Origin of the sequence: Roseateles albus, from assembly GCF_028595345.1 — a bacterium.
GTDB lineage: Bacteria > Pseudomonadota > Gammaproteobacteria > Burkholderiales > Burkholderiaceae_C > Paucibacter_A > Paucibacter_A albus.
On record NZ_JAQQXT010000002.1, the window covers coordinates 25,605 to 45,988 of the forward strand.

Sequence of the window (20,384 nt, forward strand, 5' to 3'; positions counted from 1 at the left end):
TTTCAAGCCGCGCCGATGCCGGGCACCAGGCGTGCCGCCGCAGCTTTGGACTTGGCGGTGAAGTCCAGCATGCGCTCAATGCAGCCCAGCGCTTTGACGCGCGTGGCCTCTTCGATCTCGATTTCCGGCAGGCCACGCTCCAGGCAGTCCACCAAACCTTGCAGGCCGTTCATCGCCATCCAGGGGCAATGGGCGCAACTCTTGCAGGTGGCGCTATTGCCCGCCGTGGGCGCTTCGATCAAGGTCTTGGTCGGAGCGAGCTGGCGCATCCGGTGCAAGATGCCGTTGTCGGTGGCGACGATGTATTCCTGCGCCGTTCCTTCAACCACGGCCTTGATCAGCGCCGAGGTCGAGCCCACCACATCGGCCAGCGCCACCACGCTTTGCGGCGACTCTGGGTGGACCAGAATCTTCGCGTCAGGATGCTGCTCGCGCAGCAGTTGCAACTCAAGGCCCTTGAACTCGTTGTGGACGATGCAATCGCCTTGCCACATCAGCATGTCGGCGCCGGTCTGCTCCTCGATATAGCGGCCCAGATGGCGGTCCGGCGCCCAGAGGATCTTTTTGCCCTGCGCCTTCAAGGCCGAGACTATTTCGAGCGCGCAAGAGCTGGTCACCATCCAATCGGCGCGCGCCTTGACCGCCGCGCTGGTGTTTGCATAGACGACCACGGTGCGGTCCGGGTGCGCGTCGCAAAAAGCCGCGAACTGATCGGCCGGGCAGCCCAGGTCGAGCGAGCAGGTGGCGTCCAGATCGGGCATCAGCACGCGCTTCTCGGGGCTCAAAATCTTGGCGCTTTCGCCCATGAAACGCACGCCGGCCACCACCAACGCCTGCGCCGCGTGGTCACGGCCGAAGCGGGCCATCTCCAGCGAGTCCGACACGCAGCCGCCGGTCTCCAGCGCCAGGTCTTGCAAGTCGCCGTCGACATAAAAATGCGCGACCAGCACCGCATTCTTGGCCTTCAGCAGCTCGGCCGCACGGGCCTTGAGCGCCTGTTTTTGGCTTTGTGTCAGCGGGGCAGGCGTTTTGGCCCAGGCTTGCGCAGTGCAGCTGAGGCCGTCGCCGTCTTGGCGGGTGTAGTCGAAGAGAACTTGTTCCATGGGCGTGGATTTTAGGGGTGACGGCAAAGCCCTCAGGCGAGGGCAAAGAATCGGCTCGGCGGCATGCCCACGGTGCGCGTCACCATCGCCGTGAAGGCGCTGGCGCTGGCGTAGCCCAGCTCATGGGCGATGAGGCTCATCGGCATTTTGCGTGCGGCCAAGCTCAAGGCCCGCGCCAGCAACACTTGCGAGCGCCACTGCGCATAGCTGCTGCCCAACTCATCGCGGAACAGCCTTGAGATAGTGCGCGCGCTGGCCCCCACCTCAGTCGCCCATCCGTCTAAATCGGCGTGACGAAGCGGCTCGGCCAGCATCGCCTCGCACAGGCGGCGCAGGCGTTTGTCCTGCGGCAAGTCAACGCCCAGGCGCAGGCTGTTGGCGCGGCGCAGTTCGTCCAGCACGAGGCTGGCGATGTTTTGTTCTCGGTGTGGGTCGTCCGCTGCATCGGGCGAGATGGCCAGTTGCATCACCAACTCGCGCAGCAAGGGCGTCACCTCGATGACGCGGCAGCCCTGCCACAAGGCGCCGTCGGCCGGCGCTTGATGCAGGTAGACGGTGCGCAGATCGGCTCGCTCCACGGCAGTCACCGCATGGACGATGCCTGGCGCGATCCAGACGGCGCGCGCCGGCGGCACCAGGTAGGTCGCATGTGCGGTGTTGACGCGCACCGCGCCGCTGACCGAAAAAACCAGTTGACCCCAAGCATGGTGATGGGCCTGGATGTCCACATCATGCTCAAGCAGGCGGGCCTTGGCGCGTACCGGACGTGCGGCACTTGGCGCATAGCGCAGCGGATCCAGCGGCGGCAGGCTGGTGCGTCTGCTGCGGGGCTTGCTGGCTAATTTGCGAGTCATGGAAGACATTGGCTTGAATTCGATAGAACTTGTCCATCTATCGTAACTCGGCCTGCCTCGGCGCGCCTAAAGTCTGGGCATGAACACAGCAACGCTTCCACTTCAAGCCTCCGAGCAGGCTCGCCGCGACTTTTCCACCATAGGCCTGATCGGTCTGGCCCATGGCACCTCGCATTTTTTCCACATGCTGCTGCCGCCGCTGTTCCCGGCTTTTATGCATGACTTTGGCCTGAGCTATTCGCAGCTCGGTCTGCTGGTGACGACCTTCTTCATCATCTCGGGGCTTGGCCAGGCCATGGCCGGATTCTTGGTTGATCGCACCGGCGCCAGACCTGTGCTGTTCGCGGCGCTGAGCTGTTTTGTGCTGTCGTCGGTGGCGGCAGCGCTGGCGGGCGGCTTTGGCGGCTTGCTGCTGGCGGCCGCTCTGGCGGGTCTGGGCAATGCGCCGTTTCACCCGGCCGACTTCACCATTTTGAATAAGCGTGTCTCGCAGGCGCGCTTGGGTCACGCTTTTTCGGTGCACGGCATCACCGGTAATCTGGGCTGGGCCTTGGCGCCGGTGTTTTCGATCGGCATTGCCGAGCTCACGGGCAATTGGCGTTATGCCTATGTCGGCACAGGCTTGCTGGCCTTGACTGTCCTGGGCCTGCTGTGGGTGAAACGCGCCGCCATCGACGACAGCCAAGGTCAGTGGTCGCATGACAAAGCCGGCGCTGCGAGTGTCAAAGACGAGCACCCGATGGCGTTTTTGCGCCTGCCCTCGGTGTGGTTGTGTTTCTCGTTCTTCTTCTTCGGTACCGCCGCCTTGACGGCGATTCAGAGCTTCGCCAGCCCGGCCCTGACCAGCTTGTACGGCCTGCCCTTGAAGCTGACGGCCTTTGTCGTCACCGGCTATATGCTCAGCGGGGCTGTCGGCATGGTGATTGGTGGCTTCTGGGTCGCCAAGGGCCACCGCCTGGAGCGCAACATCACGATCGGCTTGGCCGGCGCGGCTGCGCTCTTGGCCCTGGCGGCGACCGGCTGGATTGCGCCCTTGTTGGCGGCGGCCATTGTTGCGGTGGCGGGTTTCGGCACCGGTTTGGCTGGCCCCTCACGCGATATGTTGATCAAGCGCGCCGCGCCGCCCGGTGCCACTGGCCGGGTTTACGGCACCGTCTATTCGGGCCTGGATTTGGGCTTTGCGCTGGCCGCGCCGATTTTTGGCGCCTTGATGGACCGCGATCAGCCCAGCGGCGTGTTCTATGGCGCAGCTTTGGCCTTGTTGCTGGCGATAGGAGCGGCGAGCCTGGTGGGTCTGGCGCGCAAGCACTGAGCTCAAGCTTGCCAGAGCAATTCCTCATCGCCGTGTTGATCGTGTCGCCCGCTGGCCTGCCAGCCCTGTGCACGGTAAAACCCATGTGATCTGAGCGCGGGGTCGGCGCCGGCCATCAGCCAGATGCGCTGGCAGTTGGCCACGGCGCGTAGATGCTGCACGGCGCAAGCCAGTAAGGCACGCCCCAAGCCACGGCCCTCAAAGCCGGCCTGCACGGCCAGCACCAAGACCTCGCCGCTGCTGTTCTGCGCGCTGCAAAAGCCGACCACCTGCGCTTCGTGCACAGCGACCCAGCTGTGTATCTCGCCGGCCAGCAGGGAGGCGCGTACCGCCTCGGGTGTGATGCCCAGTTCGGCCAAGCGCTCAGTGGAAATGGCGTTCTCGGCGGTGGACGCCCGTACGCGAAACAGCTCACCCACCTCGTCGGCGCGAGTGGGGCGAAGCTGCACTTGCATCAGCGCTCGGCCAAGGCCGCCAGCAACTTCGCGTGGATGCCGCCGAAGCCGCCATTGCTCATGCACAGCAGATGGTCGCCTGGCTTGGCTTGCTTGAGCACGGCGGCCACCAGTGCGTCGACATCGGCGCCAACGATGGCTTGTGCGCCCAACGGCGCCAAGGCGTCTTTGGCGTCCCAGTCCAGGCCCTGCTGATTGCAAAAACTCAGGTCGGCTTCTTCCAACGCCCAAGGCAGCTGAGCCTTCATGGCGCCCAACTTCATCGTGTTGGAGCGCGGCTCAAAGATCGCCAGGATGCGCTCAACTGGCGCGATACGTCGGCGCAGACCGTTGACGGTGGTGCGGATGGCCGTGGGGTGGTGGGCGAAGTCGTCATAGACCTTGATGCTTCCACCGGCACGGACGACCTCGCCGCGCAACTCCATGCGGCGGCGCACATTTTGGAACTCGGCCAAGGCTGCCGCGCTTTGCTCCGGCGTCACGCCGACATGTTCGGCGGCGGCGATTGCGGCCAGGGCATTGAGCTGGTTGTGTTCGCCATACAAAGCCCATTCGACCCGGGCCACCTTCAAGCTCCCGCGCAACACGTCAAAGGCCTGCGGCTCGCCGCGCGCACGCAGCGCGCCGGGCTCTTCCTTGCGAGCGCCAAAGCGCTGCAACTCGCTCCAGCAGCCCCGGCTCAGCACCCGCTGCAGCGCCTCCTCGCGAGCGTTGACGACCAAGCGGCCCTTGGCCGGCACGGTGCGCACCAGGTGGTGGAACTGCGTCTCGATGGCGCCCAGGTCGGCAAAGATGTCGGCATGGTCGAACTCGAGGTTATTCAACACCGCCGTGCGCGGCCGGTAGTGCACGAATTTGCTGCGTTTGTCGAAAAACGCGGTGTCGTATTCGTCGGCTTCGATCACGAACGGTGCCCCCGACCCCAGCCTTGCCGAAACGCCGAAATTCTGCGGGACACCGCCCACCAAGAAGCCCGGCTGCAGGCCCGCATGCTCAAGAATCCAGGCCAGCATCGAGGTCGTCGTGGTCTTGCCGTGCGTGCCGGCCACGGCCAGCACATGGCGGCCCTGCAACACATGGTCGGCCAGCCACTGCGGGCCGCTGGTGTAGGGCAGGCCGGCGTCCAAAATGGCTTCCATCAGCGGGAATTTCTCGCCGCGTGTCACCACATTGCCGATCACGAACAGGTCGGGCTTGAGGCTGAGTTGATCGGCGCCGAAGCCACTGATCAATTCGATGCCCAGCGCTTCGAGCTGCTCGCTCATCGGCGGGTAAACATTGGCGTCGCTGCCGGTGACCTTGTGGCCGGCCTCGCGGGCCAAGGCAGCCAGGCCGCCCATGAAGGTGCCGCAGATACCGAGGATGTGAATATGCATCTTGAACGGGAAAAGGCGAATGTCGAATCAGCGCAAGGCTTGGGCGGCGGCGGCCAGCGTGGCCTCGATATCGGCCTGGCTGTGCGCGGCCGACACAAAGCCGGCTTCGTACAGGGCCGGCGCCAGGTAGACGCCGGCGTCCAACATCGCGTGGAAGAAATGGTTGAAGCGGGCCTTGTCGGTCGTCATCACGGTTTGGTATTCCTGCGGCAGCTGGTCCATCAGGAAGAAGCCGAACATGCCGCCTTCGCAGTCGACGCTGAAGGGCACGCCGTTTTCCTTGGCGACTGCGGCCAGGCCGTCGACCAGGCTGCGAGTCTTGGCCGACAGCGCCTCGAAGAAGCCGGGCTTTTGGATCTCGCGCAAGGTCGCCAGACCGCAGGCGGTGGCGACCGGGTTGCCGCTCAAGGTGCCGGCCTGGTAGACGCCACCCAGCGGCGCCAGGTGTTTCATGATGTCGCGGCTGGCGCCAAAGGCAGCCAGCGGCATGCCGCCGCCGATGACCTTGCCGAACACGCTGATATCGGGCTTGAAGCCGGGGATCAGTTTGGCGTAGTGGCCCTGCGCGGAAGCCAAGCCGACGCGGAAACCCGTCATCACCTCGTCCAGCACCAAGAGCGCGCCGTACTCGGTGCACAGCTCGCGCAGCCGCTTCATATAGGCGACTTGGGTGCGCACGAAGTTCATATTGCCGGCAATCGGCTCGATGATGACGCAGGCGAGTTGCTTGCCGTGCAGCAGGAAGGCTTCTTCCAGCTGCGCCAGATGGTTGAACTCCAGCACCAAGGTGTGCTGCGCCACTTCTTCGGGCACGCCGGCGCTGGTCGGGTGGCCAAAGGTGGCAAGACCCGAGCCCGCCTTGACCAGCAAGGCATCGGTGTGGCCGTGATAGCAGCCTTCGAACTTGATGAATTTGCTGCGGCCGGTGGCGCCGCGCGCCAGGCGGATGGCGCTCATCGTCGCCTCGGTACCCGAGGACACCAGGCGCACCTGTTCCATGCTGGGCACGAGCTTGAGGATCTCTTCGGCCAGCTCGATCTCGCGTTCGGTCGGCGCGCCGAAGGAGAAACCTTCACGGGCTGCGCTGATCACCGCTTCCAGTACAGCCGGATGGCCGTGGCCCAGAATCATCGGGCCCCAGGAGCCGATGTAGTCGATATAACGCTGACCGTCAGCGTCATAGATATAAGCGCCGTCACCGCGGGTGATGAAGCGCGGCGTGCCACCTACAGCGCGAAAGGCGCGCACGGGGGAGTTGACGCCGCCAGGGATCACGCGCTGAGCGCGTTCGAACAGGGTTTGGTTTTGGGACATGAGCAGACGAAAAACAAAGATTGAACGAAGCGAGCCAGCAGTTCAGTGCATGCGGCGTGATGGGCGGGTCGGCGGGCTGTCTTCTGGCCCCGCTGCGGTTTGCTCGACTTCAAGCGCGCCGGCAGCTTCAGCCTCGGCGGCTGCAGCGGCTTCCTCTTCTTCGCTGGGCGGCAGCGCCCAGAAGAAACGGTCGGGAATGGCGTTGCCCATGCCGGGCCTGAAGCCCGCGTCCAGCGCCTGATCCAAAAAGGACAGCGCTTCGCCGACGGCGGAGTGAATCTCGGCGCCGACCGAAAGCAGCGCAGCCAGCGATGCCGAGAGCGTGTCGCCGGCACCGATGAAGCTGGCGTCCAGGCGCTCGAACTTCTCGCCGGTGATGGGGCCGAGCGAATTTGCCAGCACGTTGTCAACGAATTGGTTGGCCATGCTGATGCCGGTTACCAAGACGTGGGCCGTGCCGTGCTGGCCAGCGGCCACCGCCAACTCGCGCGGCGAGGCCGGCCGGTCGGCGTCCCAGTCGGGCAGCAAAAAGTCGGTCAGGGTCTTGTGATTGCCGACCAGCACATGGGTCTGCGGCAGCACCAACTCTCGGAAGGCGTCCATATAGCTTTGCTGCTGCTCTTCGTCCAGCCAGGCCACATTGGGCAGGTAGGCGACCAGGGGTACATCGGGGTAGTCGCTCAAGACCTCGGCCACCGCGCTGATGCCCTCGGGGCTGCCGAGAAAGCCTACCTTCCAGGCTGAAATCGGTACGTCTTCGAGAATCATTCTGGCCTGCTCGGCGATGGTCTCGGAGTCCAGCGTGTGATGCTCGAAGGTCTCGGCGGTGTCGCGCAAAATGATGGACGTCACGACAGGCAGGCAATGCGCGCCCATCGCCGCGATGGTGGCAATGTCGCCGGCCAGGCCGCCGGCGCCGCTGGCGTCGCTGGCATTGAAGCTCATCACGCAGGCCGGCGCTTGCGCTTCTTCTTGTTCTTCTAGGCTGAGGGCGGGGTCGACTAGGACGGCCGCAGAGGTGGCAGGGATAGCGGGTTTGGTCATGGTTTTGCGGCGCGACGGATTTGGTTCTGCAAGCTTTTTTCAATGCTGCAATAGGCTGGCCGCAGGCGGCAAGAAACGTGGCCGGATCCTTTTCACGGTGAAGCGTGCATCAAGTGTGCGATCCGACCGCAGTCTGTCGCATTCTTGCCGATTCACCAGCGAAGGCGGAGTCCTCCGGCGTGGCTACAATCTTCGCATTGTAGTGAGCAAAGATACCTATCGTGAGCGAAGCAAGTACTTGGATGTGCCTGATCTGTGGCTGGATTTACGACGAGGCAACGGGCGACCCTGAACACGGGATCGCACCCGGCACCCTCTGGGCCGCCGTCGATATGAACTGGACCTGCCCTGAATGTGGGGCACGTAAAGATGACTTCGAGATGGTTCGTATCTAAAGCGACTGCGCTCACGTAACAATGCGTGACGGTGGCTGCGGCGTGTCACACTGCGCATCATGCGAAGAGGCGGGACGTTAGGCGAAGCCACTTGTTTGTTGGTGAGGGGAGAACAGCTTGGACGTGCAAGTTCCTGAAGGCAACGCAAATGGTCGTGCCGCCGGCTCAGCAGCGGCCGTTGCCAAAGTGCTGGTCATTGACGACAGCAACACCATCCGGCGCAGCGCCGAGATCTTCCTTAAGCAAGGCGGGCACGAGGTGGTTCTGGCCGAAGACGGCTTCGACGCCCTCGCCAAGCTCAGTGACTACCAGCCCGACCTGGTGTTTTGCGACATCTTGATGCCGCGCCTGGATGGCTATCAAACCTGCGCCATCATCAAGCGCAACCCCGTCTTTGCCGGCGTGCCGGTGATCATGCTGTCCAGCAAGGATGGCCTGTTTGACAAGGCGCGTGGCCGCATGGTGGGCTCGCAAGACTATCTGACCAAGCCCTTCACCAAAGATCAATTGCTGCAGGCCGTGCTGGCGCATCGGCGCGGGGTTTGATGCAAAGCTCTATTCGCGCCGACCTGCTCGCCGCGCTGGCCTGAGGAACACCCTATGCCTATCCAAAATATCCTGCTGGTCGATGATTCCAAAACCGAATTGCATGTCCTCAGCGAGATGCTGATCAAGCGGGGCTTCACGGTGCGCACGGCAGAAAACGGCGAGGAGGCGATGAAGCGCCTGGCCGAGCAAACGCCCGACCTGATTTTGATGGACGTGGTGATGCCGGGGCAAAACGGTTTCCAACTGACCCGCACCATCACGCGCGATGAGCGCTTTGCGGCGGTGCCGGTGATCATGTGCACCAGCAAGGGCCAGGAGACCGACAAGGTCTGGGGCATGCGGCAGGGCGCACGCGACTATGTCGTCAAGCCGGTCAAGTCCGAGGAGTTGCTGGCCAAGATCAAGGCGCTGGGCTGAGTCGCGATGGCGAGTCTATTTGAATTTCGGATCGAGCGCCGGGCCGCTCCCAAGCCGGGCCGATTTGCCAAGCGCAGGCTTGGCGCCCCCTCGGGGGGCCGATCAGCGTACCTGCTGAGCGAGGGGTTCCATGTCCAATAAGCAAGCTCTGCGGGAACTGCAGCAACGTTTGGCCCAGCGCATGCAAGATGCGCGCGAACAAAAAACCGAGGTCGCCAACTGGCTGGCCGTGGAATGTGCTGGTTATGGCCTGCTGCTGTCCTTGAAGCAGGCGGCGGAAATCTTCACCCCGGTGGCCATCAAGCCCGTGCCATACGCAAAGCCTTGGTTGGTAGGCGTGGCGAATCTGCGCGGTGGCCTGTTCACGGTCGTTGATTTGGCGATGTTCCTGGGCCTGCGGGAAAGCAGCAGCGTGCGCTCCGATATGCGGGCCGACAGCGCGCAAACCCGCTTGGTGTCCTTGAGCCCCGAGCTCCATATCAACTGCGCCTTGTTGGTCGATCGCTTGGTGGGCCTGCGCAGCGACGAGCAGCTGACCGTACAAACCGAGACCGTGGAAGGCGACCCACGACCCCGTTTTGACGAAACGGGGAGGGAGGTTTCGGTGAAACGACCCCGTTTTGCCGGCCCGCATATGGTCGACGGCGAGGGGCGATCGTGGCAACAGCTGCATTTGGACGCCCTTTCTAGGCACGAACAGTTCTTGCGAGTTGTGGTTTGATTCGGTGTAGCAAGTACAAGCTGGGGTCACGCCCGCTTAACCAACGATGAACGAGGGTGAGATGAGCTTCCTGGACAAGATCAAGAACCTGGGCAAGACCGAGTCGGAGCTGTCAGCACAGCACGCTGCTTCCATGCAGACGGGCGATGCCTTGATTTCTTCTGTGCCCGGGCAAGACGGGATGGTCAGGCAAGCCGAGCCGGCCGTGTCAATCATCGCCGAGTCACTGCCGACCGAAGCCAACAGCACTGAATTTGGCGAGACCACCGCAACCTTTGCCTCCACGGTCTCGGCCGCCGACAACGGCTCTGGCCGAGCTGTCGTGGCCCCTCCCAGCAGCGGGCGCCGTCAAGCGCTGTTGACTGCTCTTGTGGCCCTGGGTTTGCTGGGCACGGCCGCCACGGTCAGCTTGAGCTTGGTGGGCGCTTCGCGCAGCGCTGCCCAGGTGCGGGCCACCGGTCAGGCCTTGATGCATTCGCAGCGCATGGCCAAATCTGTTTCTGCGGCCTTGGTCGGTACACCGGCCGCTTTTGCCGAGTTGAAAGAAAGTACCGGCATCTTGAGCTCGGTGGTGAGTAATTTGCGCGGTGGCGAAGGGGTGTTGGCACCCGCCGCAGCAGCGGTCCAGCCAAGCTTGGAAGTGGTGGCGCCGCTGGTCGAGCGTGCCGCCAAAAACGGTCAGCTGGTGCAGTCGCAAGAGAAGGTCTTGACCGAAGTGGCAGCGGCTTTGCGGGCCATCAATCGGCAGTCGGCCGATTTGCTGGAAAGCGCCGAAGCCGTGTCGGCTGAATCCTTGCAACAAGGTGGCTCTGCCGGGGAGATCGCGGCCGCTGGGCAACTGGTGATGTTGACGCAGCGCATTGGCAAGAGTGCGAACGAATTCCTGACCCAAGAGGGCGTTAGCCCGGAGGCGGTCTTCTTGCTGGGCAAGGACTTGAACTCCTTCAAGTTGATCACCGATGCCTTGCTCAATGGCAGCGCCGAGTTGCGCTTGACCGCCGCCAAGGACGGTCAATTGCGCGCCCGTTTGCTAAGCCTGCTCAAGCAATACGACCAAACCCGCACACAGGCGACGGCGATTCTGGGCAATTTGCAGGGTTTGGTGTCGGCGCGTGAGGCTCAAAGCAGTATCTTGGGCGACAGCGAAAGCCTGCGCAAAGGCCTGGAGCAAGTGGCGCTGGAGCTGGAATCGGAAGGTGGCGTCAGCATGGGTTTGCTGGCGCTGATGTTGGCGTCCTTGGCGGCCTTGGTGGTTGGGGCTTTAGGTTTCCTGCGTTTGTATGTCAGCGGGCAGGCGCAGCGTGCGGCCATGGCGGAGGCGCAAAAGGCCGAGGCCGAGGCGCAGGAGCAAGAGGCCAAGCGCGTCAATGACGCCAATCAGGGTGCGATTTTGCGTTTGATGAACGAGTTGCAAACGGTGGCCGAGGGTGACTTGACCCAGCAAGCCACCGTCACCGAAGACATCACCGGCGCGATCGCCGATTCGGTCAACTACACCGTCGAAGAATTGCGTAACTTGGTCAGCCAGGTGCAGCTGACGGCTTCCCGGGTGACTGACACCACCGGCCAGGTCGATCAAACCTCGACCGATCTGCTGGCCGCGTCCAAAGAGCAGTTGCACGAAATTCGCTCCACCGGCGAGGCGGTGCTGCAAATGGCCGGCCGCATCAATGAGGTGTCGAACCAAGCCCAGGCTACCGCCACCGTCGCGCGTCAGTCGCGCCAGGCGGCCGAATCGGGCCTGCAGGCGATGCAGAACAATATCAGCGGGATGAACGCCATCCGCGAGCACATCCAGGAAACCTCCAAGCGCATCAAGCGCCTGGGCGAGTCGTCCCAAGAGATTGGCGAAATCACCGAGCTGATCTCCGACATTACCGAGCAAACCAATGTGCTGGCGCTGAATGCGGCGATCCAGGCTGCGTCTGCCGGCGAGGCCGGACGCGGCTTCTCGGTGGTGGCCGAGGAAGTGCAGCGTTTGGCCGAGCGCTCGGGTGACGCGACGCGGCAGATTGCGGCGCTGGTCAAGACCATTCAAACCGACACCCATGACGCCGTGGCGGCGATGGAGCGCTCGACACTGGGCGTGGTGCAGGGCACGCGTTTGTCAGACGCGGCCGGCCGCGCGCTGGAGGAGATTGATGCAGTGTCCAGGCGTTTGGATGACTTGATTGCGCAGATTTCAAGCCAGGCGCTCAGTGAGGCGCATTCGGCCAATGAAGTGGCCTCGAATATCCAGCACATTTTTGCGGTGACCGAGCAGACCAGCGAAGGCACGCGTTCGACTGCCTTGATGGTGCATGAGTTGTCCCGATCGGCTGACGCATTGAAGCAGTCGGTGGCTCGCTTCAAAGTAGCCTAAGGCCTGGGATCCGAGCATGGATATTGCACGCGATTCAGAATTTCCCGCCGACCTCAGCCCGCTTGCCTGGGTGCAAGAGGAGTTGCGGCGCTCGCTTGAGGCGGTTCATAAAACCCTGCGCCGCATACTGCGCGATGGTGAAAATCGCCAATCGGCTGCGGCGGGCTTGGGCGCAGAGGGCATGGTGGCTGCTCCGGTCAATGCGGGCGCACAGGCGGCGCTGCAGGCGGCGGCCGCACAGCTGCACCAAGTGGCCGGTGTCTTGGGCTTGGTGGGCTTGCCGGCGGGAGCCTTGGTTTTGCGGGCGGCCGAACAGGCTGTGACTGCCCTGGCCGAGGCGCCGGCTCAGGTTGATGTGACGCACGTCGAAACGATAGAGCGCGCCAACTTTGCCTTGCTGTCGCTGATTGCGCGCATGTTGGCCGGTGGCCCGGCGGCGAGCCAGGCAACCACCCACAGTGCCAGCCCCGTATCGACCCTGAGCCTGTTTCCGGCCTACCGGGACTTGCAGACGATGAATGGCGCCGAGCGCATTCATCCGGCCGACTTATGGCAGTTTGAATGGAGCTGGCGCTCGCTGCCGGCCGATGCGCATGCGCAGGCCTTGCCAGCAGCGACGGTGCGGCCGGCGTTTGAGGCCGCTTTGCTCAAGCATATGCGTGCGCCTAACGCAGAACATGCGCGCAGCCTGAGTGAGCTCAGCGCGGGCTTGGCTGCGGGACTGCAGTCGCCCCGCTCGAAAACCTTGTGGCAGCTGGCCGCCGCGGTGTTCGAGGCGCAGACGCTGGGCTTGCTGACGGTCGATGCCTTGGTCAAGCGCCTGGGCTCGCGTTTGCTGTCGCAGATGCGCGCGCTGGCCCAGGGCGATGCGGGTGTGAATGAGCGCCTGGCGCAAGACCTGCTGTTCTTTTGCGCCCAAAGCAGTGCGCCCACGCCCACGTCCACGGCGATGCAGTCGGCCCCGCGCTTGCAAGCGGCCCTGGCCAGCTATGGGCTGTTGGATATGCCCGCCGGTGACTATGAGGACGCGACGCTGGGTCATATCGACCCCGCTTGGGTGACGCAGGCGCGCCGCCGGGTGGTGTCGGCCAAGGACTCTTGGGGCAGTGCGGCCGAGGGCGACAGCCAACGGGCCAGCGCCTTGAATGAGCAGTTTGCGGCTCTGGCCGAATCACTGCAAAAACTCTTTCCCAGCGGCGAGGTGTTGGCCGAGTCGCTGCAGCGTGCGGTGGTGGCAACTCTGCGTTCGGAAGCCCCGCCGCCGCCAGCCTTGGCCATGGAGGTTGCGACCAGCTTGCTGTATGTCGAAGCTGCGCTGGATGATGCCGCTTTTGATCAGCCCGAGCAGGCCGAACGGGTGCGCCGGCTGGCCGGCCGAATCGAGTCGGTGGCGCGCGGCGGCGAGCCCGAGCCGCTGGAAGCCTGGATGGAGGATTTGTACCGCCGGGTCTCCGATCGTCAAACCCTGGGCAGCGTGGTTCAGGAGTTGCGCGTCAACCTGTCCGAGATCGAGCGTCAGGCGGACGAGTATTTCCGCAACCCCAGCCAGCGCGAGCGGCTGATCCCGGTGCCGGGCCAGTTGCAAGCGATGCGCGGTGTCTTGACGGTGCTGGGGCTGGATCAAGCCTCGCTGGCCTGTTTGCGCATGCGCGATGAGGTCGACGAGTTGGCCAATACCGAGGTCGACGTCGAACGCGGCGGGCCGCGCGAATTGTTTGACCGCTTGGCCAATAACCTGGGTGCGCTGGGCTTCCTCATCGATATGTTGAGTGTGCAGCCGCAACTGGCCAAGCGCATGTTCAGCTTCGACGAAGCCAGTGGCCGCCTCAATCCGGTCATGGGCCGGCGCAGCGACGCGAGCCCGGTGCCGCCACGCAATCCACCGGCACTGGATCAGCCGCTGCCGACCTTGCCCGCACATGATGCGGTTGAGCCCCAGCCTGTTGCTGTTGCTGCTGAGATCGATGTCGGGTCGTCGCATGCCGAGCTGCCGCCCCTTGACTTGGCGCTTGACCTGGCATTTGAAGCCGCGCCCACGGCACCGCTTGAATTGCCCGTCAGCATTGAGGAGCCCCCGCAGCCTGAGGCGATCGCTGCGCCCCAAGTTCATGCCCAAGCCCAAGCTCCCGTGCTTGCGCCTGCGGCCGCCGTGGCCCAGCCGCCGCATGACCCGGAGATGCAAGAGATCTTCCTGGAGGAGGCCGATGAGGTCATCTTCAATGCGCGCGCGGCGCTGGCGACCTTGCAAGAGACGCCGAGCGAGCGCGAGGCCATGACTGTCCTGCGGCGCGCTTTTCACACGCTCAAAGGCAGCGCCCGCATGGTCGGCATGGACGCCTTCGGCGAGGGCGCCTGGGCCTGCGAGCAGCTATACAACGCCCGCCTGGCCGAGGCCGCGCCTTTTGGCGACGCGGCCCTGCTGAGCTTTACCGGCGAGGCGCTGGATTACCTCGGCGATTGGTGCGCGCAGATCGCGGCGCAAGCGCCGGTTTCACAGCGGTCCGAGTATTTGCGCCAGGCGGCCGATGCCTTGCGTCTGGGCGAGGCTGCCGCGCCGCTGGAATCGGCGGCTGAAACGACAACTGCTCCCCAGCTAGAAGTTCCGACCGATTGGCCCGTGACCTCGATCGATGCACCGGCGACCGATCTGGCGCAAGCACCGGCCGACGCCTTGGAGCCGCTGCATTTGCGGGAGTTGCCGGTGTTGCCGGAGCTGGAACAAGCCGCAGCCCCCTTGCCGGAACCGGACACCGCGCTCGACGATTTGTCGACACTCGAGGTCTTGCCCTTCGAACTCCATCTGCCGCCCGAGCCGACCGCGCCTGCCGCGCCGGTGTTTGAGTTGCCCGAGTTCGAGCTCAGCTTGGATCTGGGCGAGGAACTGGAGCAGTCGGCCTTGGTGGCTGCTTCGCCGGCACCGCTGATCCCGGTGGATGCGCCTGTAGAAGCAGAAGCAGAAGCAGAAGCGGAAGCAGAAGCAGAACTACAGGCCGAAGCCGAAACGCAGGAAGCTCATGGCTCGGTCGAGCCCAGCGTCGCCCGCACGCCGCCGCGCTCGGCCTTTGAGCCGGTCTTGGTCATGGGTGGCCGCGCAGCCGTCGAGCCGCATCCGCTGGTGCCGGATGAGGCCGAGGACATGCCGCAGTCTGAGCCGGTCGCGCTGGATGAGTCGCTGGACGAGCAGTACAAAATGATTGGCAGCTTGCCGGTCAAGTTGGAGTTGTTCAATATCTTCCTCAACGAGGCCGACGAGTTGTCGCGTCGCCTGGCCACGAGTTTGGCCGAATGGGCCTTGGAGTTGAACCGCCCGGTGCCGGCCAATTGCGAGGCTTTGTCACATGCCTTGTCGGGCAGCGCCTCGGCGGTCAAATTTGATGATCTGGCCACCTTGACTCGTGCGATGGAGCATGCCTTGGGGCGGGCCGCGCGAGCCAGCCGCTACAGCGAAGCCGAGGCGCAGCTGTTTGTCGGCGCGGCGGACCAAGTGCGGCAATTGCTGCACCAATTTGCGGCCGGTTTCTTGAAGACTTTTGACTCGGCAACGCTGGCGGCTTTGCGCGCCTATGAGCCCAATCTTGAGCCCAATAGCCGTTTCGGTGAGTTGAGTGATCTTGAGGACGATGGCAAACATTGGCGGGACTCGCGCCCGGGGGCAGCAGCCGCTGCCCTGGATGTGCCAGATGCGTCCGAAGTTGGCATGCCCTTGGCTGAAGCCGATGAGGTCGAGCCGGGCCTGCCCGATGACATCGACCCGGTGCTCTTGCCCATTTTCGAAGAAGAGGCACGCGATTTGCTGCGTGATCTGCATGCGGCGCTGCGGGAGTGGGTTGCCCAGCCGAGCGACTTGCGTTGCGCCTCGGCCTGCATGCGGGCATTGCACACGATCAAGGGCGGCGCCCGCCTGACCGGCGCGATGCGCTTGGGTGAGCAGGCCCATGCGCTGGAATCGGCGCTCGAGCGAGCCGTCGCCGATGGCCTGCCTTCGCCGGACGACTTGCTGGGCTTGCAGGCCGCTGCGGATGCGCTGGAAGCCAGCTTTGAGCATTTGGGTGCTGTAGCGGTAGCGGTACCGGTACAGGCGCCTATGTCTGAAGTCGAGGCCATTGCGGAGCCTGTAGTCGAGCCAGTAGTTGAGCCAGTAGTTGAGCTAGTCATCGAGCCCGCGGCTGAGACGCTGCTCGAATTGGCGGTGGAGCCGGCGGCGCAAGTGAGCGCTGAACTGTCGGCCCAAGCTCCTGCCGAATCGCTCGTGGAACCCGAGCTGGAACAGGTCAGCGACGCTGTGCTCTCGGAGAGCTTGCCGATAGCGCCTCAGCCCGCGATGGCCGGGGTGCAAATTGATTGGTCACGTTTCACCGATTCACCACAGGACGAGGGCGTCGAGGCGGCCGCGACCGGGCTGCAAGCCATGGTGCGGGTGCGGGGCAGCTTGCTGGAGCGCATGGCCGCGCAGGCCGGCGAGGTCAGCATCAGGCGCGCAAGGCTGGAGTCTGAGCTGGCACAGATGAAGAGCAGCTTGCTTGATTTGGACGACAACTTGGGCCGGCTACGCGCCCAGTTGCGTGAACTGGAGCTGCAGGCCGAATCGCAGCTGGGTGGCCAACAAGAGCTGCTCCAGGCCAAGGACGGCTCGGCCGACTTTGACCCGCTGGAGTTCGATCGCTACACGCGCTTCCAAGAGTTGACGCGGATGATGACCGAGTCGGTCGGCGACGTGGCCACCGTGCAGCGCGCCTTGCAGCGCAATGTGCAGTTGGGTGAGGATGAGCTGGCCGCACAGTCGCGCCTGACGCGAGAGTTGCAAGACGACTTGCTGCGCACCCGCATGGTCGAGTTTGAGAGCTTGGCCGAGCGCTTGCACCGGGTGGTGCGCCAAGCGGCGCGCGACGCTGGGCGGCAGGCGCGGCTGGAGATTGTTGGCGCGCAGACCGAGCTGGACCGCAGCGTGTTGGAGCGGATGGCGGGCGCTTTTGAACATTTGCTGCGCAACAGTGTCAGCCATGGCATTGAGGCGGCCGAGGCGCGCATCGCTCAGGGCAAGGACCCGGTCGGCACATTGCGCCTGACGGTGCGCCAAGAAGGCAATGAAGTCTTGCTGAACTTCAGCGATGACGGAGCCGGCCTGGACCTGCAGCGCATCCGCGAGCGCGCTTTGCAGCTGGGCTTGCTGCCGGCCGCCGTGACAGGCGAGTCGGTGGGGGCGCTTAACATGCCTGACGAGGCCGCCTTGATGCAGCTGATTTTCGCGCCGGGCTTTTCGACCGCCGAGCAGGTGACCGAGTTGTCCGGGCGCGGGGTAGGCATGGACGTGGTGCGCGCCGAAGTCAGCACGCTGGGCGGCTCAATCGAAACCAGCTCGGTGCCTGGCCAAGGCACGGCGTTCATGCTGCGCTTGCCGCTGACCACAGCGCTGACGCAGGTGGTGCTTTTGCGTTGCGGCGAGCAGGTGGTGGCGGTGCCGGCCGGTTTGATGGATTCCTTGCAGCGTGTGCCCAGCGAGCAGGTCGAGGCGGCCTATGCCAGCGGAACGCTGCAATTCGGCGGCGAGGCCTTGCCTTTTTACTGGCTCGGTGGCCTGCTGGGCCTGGCCGGTCGCGGCCATGGCCAGGGCAAGCATATGTCGGTGGTCTTGGTGCGAAGTGCCCAGCAGCGCATCGCACTGCACATCGACGAGGTCTTAGGCAATCAGGAAGTGGTGGTCAAGAACTTAGGCCCGCAGCTGAGCCGGGTGCCAGGTCTTGCCGGCATCAGCCTGCTGGCCTCGGGCGAGGTTGCCCTGATTTACAACCCGGTCGCGCTGTCCACCTGGTATGGCGCCGCCGCGCAACAGCGCTTGGCCGCGCTGCGCCAGTCACTGGGTCAAGATGGGCCGGGTAGTCAGGCCAAGCCGACCGAGGCCGAGCAGGCCTTGGCACCGCTGGTGCTGGTAGTGGACGACTCATTGACGGTGCGCCGCGTCACCCAGCGGCTGCTGGAGCGCGAGGGCTACCGGGTGCAGTTGGCCAAAGACGGCCTGGACGCGATGGAATGCCTGGCCGCCGAGGAGTTACCGGCCATGGTCTTGTCCGACATCGAGATGCCGCGCATGGACGGCTTCGACCTGGTTCGCAATATGCGGGCCGATCCGCGCCTGGCCGGCCTGCCGGTGGTGATGATCACCTCCAGAATTGCGCAGAAGCATCGCGATTACGCCCAACAACTAGGGGTCAACCATTACTTGGGCAAGCCCTATGACGAAGAGTTACTTTTGTCATTGATTGCTGGATACACTTCGACACAATTTGCGGCCGAGCCCACTGTTTAGCGCTCGGCGCTGCGGGTCGGGGCCGCAGCTTTAACCCTCTGGGTCCGTCGAAGTCAATAAAAGTAGCTCGAACTCCTGCAATGGAGTGAGTCAAAAAAATGTCCGAAGTCGTTGATCATCTGGCCGAAATGACCGGCTTCCGGGACCGGGACGTCATGGACGTGACCCTGGTGTGCGCATTGCGTGACCTCTTGGAGCCGCTGTCGGTGGCGATTTTTCGCTGTGTCGGCGACGCGGGCGAGCAGCGCTGGCTGACCCGCGCGCGCTTGGGCGCCGATGATGCTGTGGCCACCGCCGACCCGCTCTGGTCCGACCCCGCTGGCCTGCCTTTGCTGCAAGATTACCCGCAGCGCCTGGACTGCATGCATAGCCGCGCCGTGGTGCAGGGCGAGCTACCAGCCTGGGCCGACAAAGCCGAGCAGTTCATCAGCTTGTTCCCCATCGCCACCGATCGTGAGGTGGTGGGGGTCTTGGAAGTTATTTCAACGCAGCGCATGAGCCCTAAGGCCCAGCGCATGGTCAGCAGCGTGCTGCGGATTTATCACAACTTCCAAGGCCTGCTCGACTACAGCGAACGTGACACCTTGACGGGCCTGCTCAATCGCAAGACCTTTGAGGACAGCTTCCTGAAGGCCGTCAGCGAACTGCCGGCGCGGGCGATTCTGGCCGATACCGATGATGGGCGGCGTCACGAGGGCAGCAGTCCGCGTTACTTTTTGGGCGTCATTGATATCGATCACTTCAAACAGGTCAATGACCGCTTCGGACATTTGATCGGTGACGAGGTCTTGCTCTTGTTGTCGCGCCTGATGCGCAGCAGCTTTCGCTTTCACGACTTGCTTTACCGCTTTGGTGGTGAGGAGTTCGTGGTCTTGATGCGCTGCGAAGACGAGTTAGACGCGGCCCATGCCTTCGAGCGCCTGCGCCTCAATACCGAGCAATATGCGTTCCCGCAGATTGGCCGCATCACCGTCAGCATTGGTTTTACGCAAGTGCGTATCGAGGATTCGCCGGCCTCTGCCTTCGAGCGCGCCGACAAGGCCGTCTACCACGCGAAAGATTCGGGCCGCAATCAGGTGCACAGCCATGCCGAGCTGGTCTTGGCCGGCAAGATGAGCGAGCAGGCGCAGCTCAGCGCGATGGAATTGTTCTAGCCCTGGCCTGCGAAGGGCTGGGTTGATTTGGCTTGATGGGCAAAAGCCCGGCCAGTGGCCAGTCTATTGCGCCAGTTTGCGCAAATCTCAGCCCCCCCGGCTTAGGGGGTGAACGTGGTTTTGGTGAAAATTATCGGTACTTTGGAGCACCGTTATGCCATCATGCTCGTCGGTGAATAGATTCATCTGCAGTCTGCCCCCACCGAATGCCTGGGCCTCATTAAGGAAAACGTCATGTCGACAAGTCAAATTTTCAATGCTTTCAAAAAGACCGGCTTGACCGTCGCCTTGGCGGCCAGTGCGTTTACCGGTGTCGCGCACGCTGGCGCGGTCAGCACCAGCTTTGATCCGCTGTTTGGGATCGCCTTGCCCAATCTGGGTTATGCGGGTACGTTTGACTTCATGGTCCCTGACAGTTGCCTGGGTTCGATGTCTGGTGTCCATGAGGAAATTCTGCCCTGCAGCGGCTCGCTGACAGGGCTGGCGAGTTTGACTTTGTATGACATAAACAACCCGGCGATCAACAAAGTTACAGTTCCCGGGATCGTTCTGGACATTGTTGGCCTGAATGTGAAAGACGGTATCGTGGTTGGTTGGAGTACAGACCCATCGGACGACTTGAAGGCCGACTTTGCTGGCTTGGCTGCCGCAAACGGCCCATCGTCCTACGTCAATAGTTTCAAGTTTTCGTATAAGAGCGGCGTGCCTTTGCTGAATTGCCTCAAGTGCAATGGTGGAACGAGCAACATTCGCGGCGAGCACGATAACTTCATCCAAAAATCAATTGTGAGCAACGATGGTGGCGTTACCCATATTGTCACGATGACATTGGATGGCGGCTCACCGAGCAGCATCAACAACGTCATCACGCAAGTGCCGGAGCCGAGCAGCCTGATGCTGAGTCTGGCCGGTTTGTTGGGCCTGGGTTTCATGGTTCGCCGCAAGCGCTGAGTCAGCGCGGCCAAAGCCGCTATAGAGAAAGAGGCGGTCGCTTGAAGCGACCGCCTTTTTTCATGCAGATGCT

15 protein-coding genes are annotated in these 20,384 nt (G+C 63.4%); 9 read left to right on the forward strand and 6 right to left on the reverse strand.

The genetic code is table 11. The features are described from left to right. Positions 1 to 2: 2 nt before the first annotated feature. Both nadA and PRZ03_RS03190 read right to left on the reverse strand, forming a co-directional pair. Entirely contained in the window at positions 3 to 1,103 is a 1,101-nt protein-coding gene (gene nadA / locus PRZ03_RS03185) for a quinolinate synthase NadA (protein WP_273599003.1), read from the reverse strand. 32 nt (positions 1,104 to 1,135) lie between these two features. Then, positions 1,136 to 1,957: an AraC family transcriptional regulator gene (locus PRZ03_RS03190; protein ID WP_273599004.1), complete on the reverse strand. Its 822-nt coding sequence runs from the start codon at positions 1,955 to 1,957 to the stop codon at positions 1,136 to 1,138. 79 nt (positions 1,958 to 2,036) lie between these two features. Between PRZ03_RS03190 and PRZ03_RS03195 the strand changes: the two genes are divergently transcribed. After that, on the forward strand, positions 2,037 to 3,269 hold the full coding sequence (locus PRZ03_RS03195; RefSeq protein ID WP_273599005.1) for an MFS transporter: 1,233 nt from the start codon (positions 2,037 to 2,039) through the stop codon (positions 3,267 to 3,269). Positions 3,270 to 3,271: 2 nt separating this feature from the next. On the opposite strand, the gene PRZ03_RS03200 is transcribed toward PRZ03_RS03195, so the two are convergent. From PRZ03_RS03200 to thiD, 4 genes are read right to left on the reverse strand one after another with little or no spacing between them, the layout of a single operon-like run. Then, the gene (locus tag PRZ03_RS03200; RefSeq protein ID WP_273599006.1) at positions 3,272 to 3,724 is read right to left on the reverse strand and encodes a GNAT family N-acetyltransferase; all 453 of its coding nucleotides are present in this window, start codon (positions 3,722 to 3,724) and stop codon (positions 3,272 to 3,274) included. Beyond that, positions 3,724 to 5,100, reverse strand: coding sequence for a UDP-N-acetylmuramate:L-alanyl-gamma-D-glutamyl-meso-diaminopimelate ligase (gene mpl / locus PRZ03_RS03205; RefSeq protein ID WP_273599007.1), 1,377 nt, complete (start codon positions 5,098 to 5,100; stop codon positions 3,724 to 3,726). The genes PRZ03_RS03200 and mpl overlap by 1 nt, the downstream gene beginning before the upstream one ends. A gap of 27 nt (positions 5,101 to 5,127) precedes the next feature. After that, positions 5,128 to 6,414: a glutamate-1-semialdehyde 2,1-aminomutase gene (gene hemL, locus PRZ03_RS03210; protein ID WP_273599008.1), complete on the reverse strand. Its 1,287-nt coding sequence runs from the start codon at positions 6,412 to 6,414 to the stop codon at positions 5,128 to 5,130. Between the two features lie 42 nt (positions 6,415 to 6,456). Then, positions 6,457 to 7,458 (reverse strand): bifunctional hydroxymethylpyrimidine kinase/phosphomethylpyrimidine kinase, encoded by a 1,002-nt coding sequence (thiD, locus tag PRZ03_RS03215; RefSeq protein WP_273599009.1) that lies wholly within the window; start codon positions 7,456 to 7,458, stop codon positions 6,457 to 6,459. 242 nt (positions 7,459 to 7,700) lie between these two features. On the opposite strand from thiD, the gene PRZ03_RS03220 reads away from it, so the two are divergent. The 8 genes from PRZ03_RS03220 (at position 7,701) to PRZ03_RS03255 (ending at position 20,311) form a co-directional block, all read left to right on the forward strand. After that, on the forward strand, positions 7,701 to 7,853 hold the full coding sequence (locus PRZ03_RS03220; RefSeq protein ID WP_263532277.1) for a rubredoxin: 153 nt from the start codon (positions 7,701 to 7,703) through the stop codon (positions 7,851 to 7,853). Between the two features lie 123 nt (positions 7,854 to 7,976). After that, entirely contained in the window at positions 7,977 to 8,399 is a 423-nt protein-coding gene (locus tag PRZ03_RS03225; protein ID WP_273599337.1) for a response regulator, read from the forward strand. Positions 8,400 to 8,453: 54 nt separating this feature from the next. Further along, a complete protein-coding gene (locus PRZ03_RS03230; protein WP_263531761.1) occupies positions 8,454 to 8,819 on the forward strand; it encodes a response regulator transcription factor in 366 nt (121 codons plus the stop codon). Positions 8,820 to 8,949: 130 nt separating this feature from the next. Further along, complete coding sequence (locus PRZ03_RS03235) at positions 8,950 to 9,540, forward strand: chemotaxis protein CheW (RefSeq protein ID WP_263531762.1); 591 nt, start codon at positions 8,950 to 8,952, stop codon at positions 9,538 to 9,540. Between the two features lie 61 nt (positions 9,541 to 9,601). After that, complete coding sequence (locus PRZ03_RS03240; protein ID WP_263531763.1) at positions 9,602 to 11,902, forward strand: methyl-accepting chemotaxis protein; 2,301 nt, start codon at positions 9,602 to 9,604, stop codon at positions 11,900 to 11,902. Between the two features lie 16 nt (positions 11,903 to 11,918). Then, positions 11,919 to 18,206, forward strand: a complete 6,288-nt coding sequence (locus PRZ03_RS03245) for a hybrid sensor histidine kinase/response regulator (RefSeq protein WP_273599010.1) — start codon at positions 11,919 to 11,921, stop codon at positions 18,204 to 18,206. Between the two features lie 98 nt (positions 18,207 to 18,304). Beyond that, positions 18,305 to 19,360, forward strand: coding sequence for a GGDEF domain-containing protein (locus tag PRZ03_RS03250; RefSeq protein ID WP_273599011.1), 1,056 nt, complete (start codon positions 18,305 to 18,307; stop codon positions 19,358 to 19,360). Positions 19,361 to 19,594: 234 nt separating this feature from the next. Next, on the forward strand, positions 19,595 to 20,311 hold the full coding sequence (locus PRZ03_RS03255) for a PEP-CTERM sorting domain-containing protein (RefSeq protein WP_273599012.1): 717 nt from the start codon (positions 19,595 to 19,597) through the stop codon (positions 20,309 to 20,311). Positions 20,312 to 20,384 lie beyond the last annotated feature (73 nt).